Origin of the sequence: Pseudogemmobacter sp. W21_MBD1_M6, assembly GCF_052119585.1 — a bacterium.
Lineage (GTDB): Bacteria > Pseudomonadota > Alphaproteobacteria > Rhodobacterales > Rhodobacteraceae > JBGQOJ01.
Genome location: NZ_JBGQOJ010000056.1, coordinates 1 through 2,500, shown reverse-complemented (window position 1 = coordinate 2,500; position 2,500 = coordinate 1). Strand labels below are relative to the sequence as shown.

At 53.1% G+C, this 2,500-nt stretch carries 1 tRNA gene and 2 rRNA genes (1 of these 3 cut by a window edge); all 3 read left to right on the top strand.

The features are described 5' to 3' along the window. Positions 1-2,161: ribosomal RNA gene (locus ACEN2R_RS20595) — 23S ribosomal RNA — on the top strand (it extends 671 nt beyond the left edge of the window). Positions 2,162-2,250: 89 nt separating this feature from the next. After that, positions 2,251-2,365 (top strand): 5S ribosomal RNA (rrf, locus tag ACEN2R_RS20590). Positions 2,366-2,422: 57 nt separating this feature from the next. Then, positions 2,423-2,499: transfer RNA gene (locus tag ACEN2R_RS20585), tRNA-Met, on the top strand. The last annotated feature ends 1 nt before the right edge of the window (position 2,500 follow it).

Sequence of the window (2,500 nt, the reverse complement as noted above, 5' to 3'; positions counted from 1 at the left end):
GGCGAATGAGTTCGTGGGATCAGACCCGAAACCGAGTGATCTAGGCATGACCAGGATGAAGGTTGGGTAACACCAACTGGAGGTCCGAACCCACACCTGTTGAAAAAGGTCGGGATGAGTTGTGCCTAGGGGTGAAAGGCCAATCAAACTCGGAGATAGCTGGTTCTCTGCGAAATCTATTTAGGTAGAGCGTCATCCGAATACCCTCGGGGGTAGAGCACTGGATGGGTAATGGGGCCTCACCGGCTTACTGATCCTAACCAAACTCCGAATACCGAGGAGTACTAGATGGCAGACACACATCGGGTGCTAACGTCCGGTGTGAAGAGGGAAACAACCCTGACCTACAGCTAAGGCCCCCAATTCATGGCTAAGTGGGAAAGCATGTGGGACGACCAAAACAACCAGGAGGTTGGCTTAGAAGCAGCCATCCTTTAAAGATAGCGTAACAGCTCACTGGTCTAGATAAGTTGTCCTGCGGCGAAGATGTAACGGGGCTCAAGCCATGAGCCGAAGCTTAGGATGCACATAGTGCATGGTAGCAGAGCGTTCTGTGATATAACTCCGCGTCTTTTCTATGCCCTCGGGTATAGCGAAGACATGGAGTTTACTGTGAAGCCGGGCCGTAAGGCATCCGGTGGAGTGATCAGAAGCGAGAATGATGACATGAGTAGCGACAAACAGGGTGAGAGACCCTGTCGCCGAAAGTCCAAGGGTTCCTGCTTAAAGCTAATCTGAGCAGGGTAAGCCGACCCCTAAGGCGAGGCCGAAAGGCGTAGTCGATGGGAACCAGGTTAATATTCCTGGGCCAGGAAGTAGTGACGGATCTGAAACGTAGTTCATCCTTATCGGATTGGATGGGCTGCCTACAGGTTCCTGGAAATAGCTCTTCCGCTAGATCGTACCCTAAACCGACACAGGTGGACTGGTAGAGAATACCAAGGCGCTTGAGAGAACGATGTTGAAGGAACTCGGCAAAATACCTCCGTAAGTTCGCGAGAAGGAGGCCCCGTCAGGACGCAAGTCTTGGGGGGGGGCACAAACCAGGGGGTGGCGACTGTTTACTAAAAACACAGGGCTCTGCGAAGTCGTAAGACGACGTATAGGGTCTGACGCCTGCCCGGTGCTGGAAGGTTAAAAGGAGAGGTGCAAGCTTTGAATTGAAGCCCCAGTAAACGGCGGCCGTAACTATAACGGTCCTAAGGTAGCGAAATTCCTTGTCGGGTAAGTTCCGACCTGCACGAATGGCGTAACGACTTCCCCGCTGTCTCCAACATCGACTCAGCGAAATTGAATTGTCTGTCAAGATGCAGACTTCCCGCGGTTAGACGGAAAGACCCCGTGCACCTTTACTACAGCTTCACACTGGCATCAGGCCAAGCATGTGCAGGATAGGTGGTGGGCTTTGAAGCAGGGACGCTAGTCCTTGTGGAGCCTCCCTTGAGATACCACCCTTGCTTTGCTTGATGTCTAACTGCGGACCGTTATCCGGTTCCAGGACCCTGTGTGGCGGGTAGTTTGACTGGGGCGGTCGCCTCCTAAAGAGTAACGGAGGCGCGCGAAGGTTGGCTCAGACCGGTCGGAAATCGGTCGTTGAGTGCAATGGCAGAAGCCAGCCTGACTGCGAGACTGACAAGTCGAGCAGAGACGAAAGTCGGCCATAGTGATCCGGTGGTCCCGAGTGGAAGGGCCATCGCTCAACGGATAAAAGGTACGCCGGGGATAACAGGCTGATGGTGCCCAAGAGTCCATATCGACGGCACCGTTTGGCACCTCGATGTCGGCTCATCTCATCCTGGGGCTGGAGCAGGTCCCAAGGGTACGGCTGTTCGCCGTTTAAAGAGGTACGTGAGCTGGGTTTAGAACGTCGTGAGACAGTTCGGTCCCTATCTGCCGTGGGTGTAGGAGATTTGAGAAGAGTTGCCCCTAGTACGAGAGGACCGGGGTGAACGATCCACTGGTGGACCAGTTGTTATGCCAATAGCAGTGCTGGGTAGCTATGATCGGACAGGATAACCGCTGAAGGCATCTAAGCGGGAAGCCCCCTTCAAAACAAGATCTCCCTGAGAGCCGAGGTAGACCACCTCGTCGATAGGCCAGAGATGTAAGTGCAGTAATGCATTCAGTTGACTGGTACTAATTGCTCGATAGGCTTGATTTGATCCAGTAGAAGCAAGACTTCTTTGGACAAAAGTAATCTTCGAAAAATAAACGGCAAACAATACGCCGGCTGATGTGTTCCTTTCTCGGTTTGGTGGTAATAGCGCGAGCAAAACACCCGATCCCATCCCGAACTCGGCAGTTAAGTGCCGCCGCGCCAATGGTACTGCGTCTTAAGACGTGGGAGAGTAGGTCACCGCCAAACCTAGTAAGGAACACAAACGTATCTCTCTTCGATCTCATATCAATACTTACTCCCTGTCGCGGGATGGAGCAGCCCGGTAGCTCGTCAGGCTCATAACCTGAAGGTCGTCAGTTCAAATCTGACTCCCGCAACCAA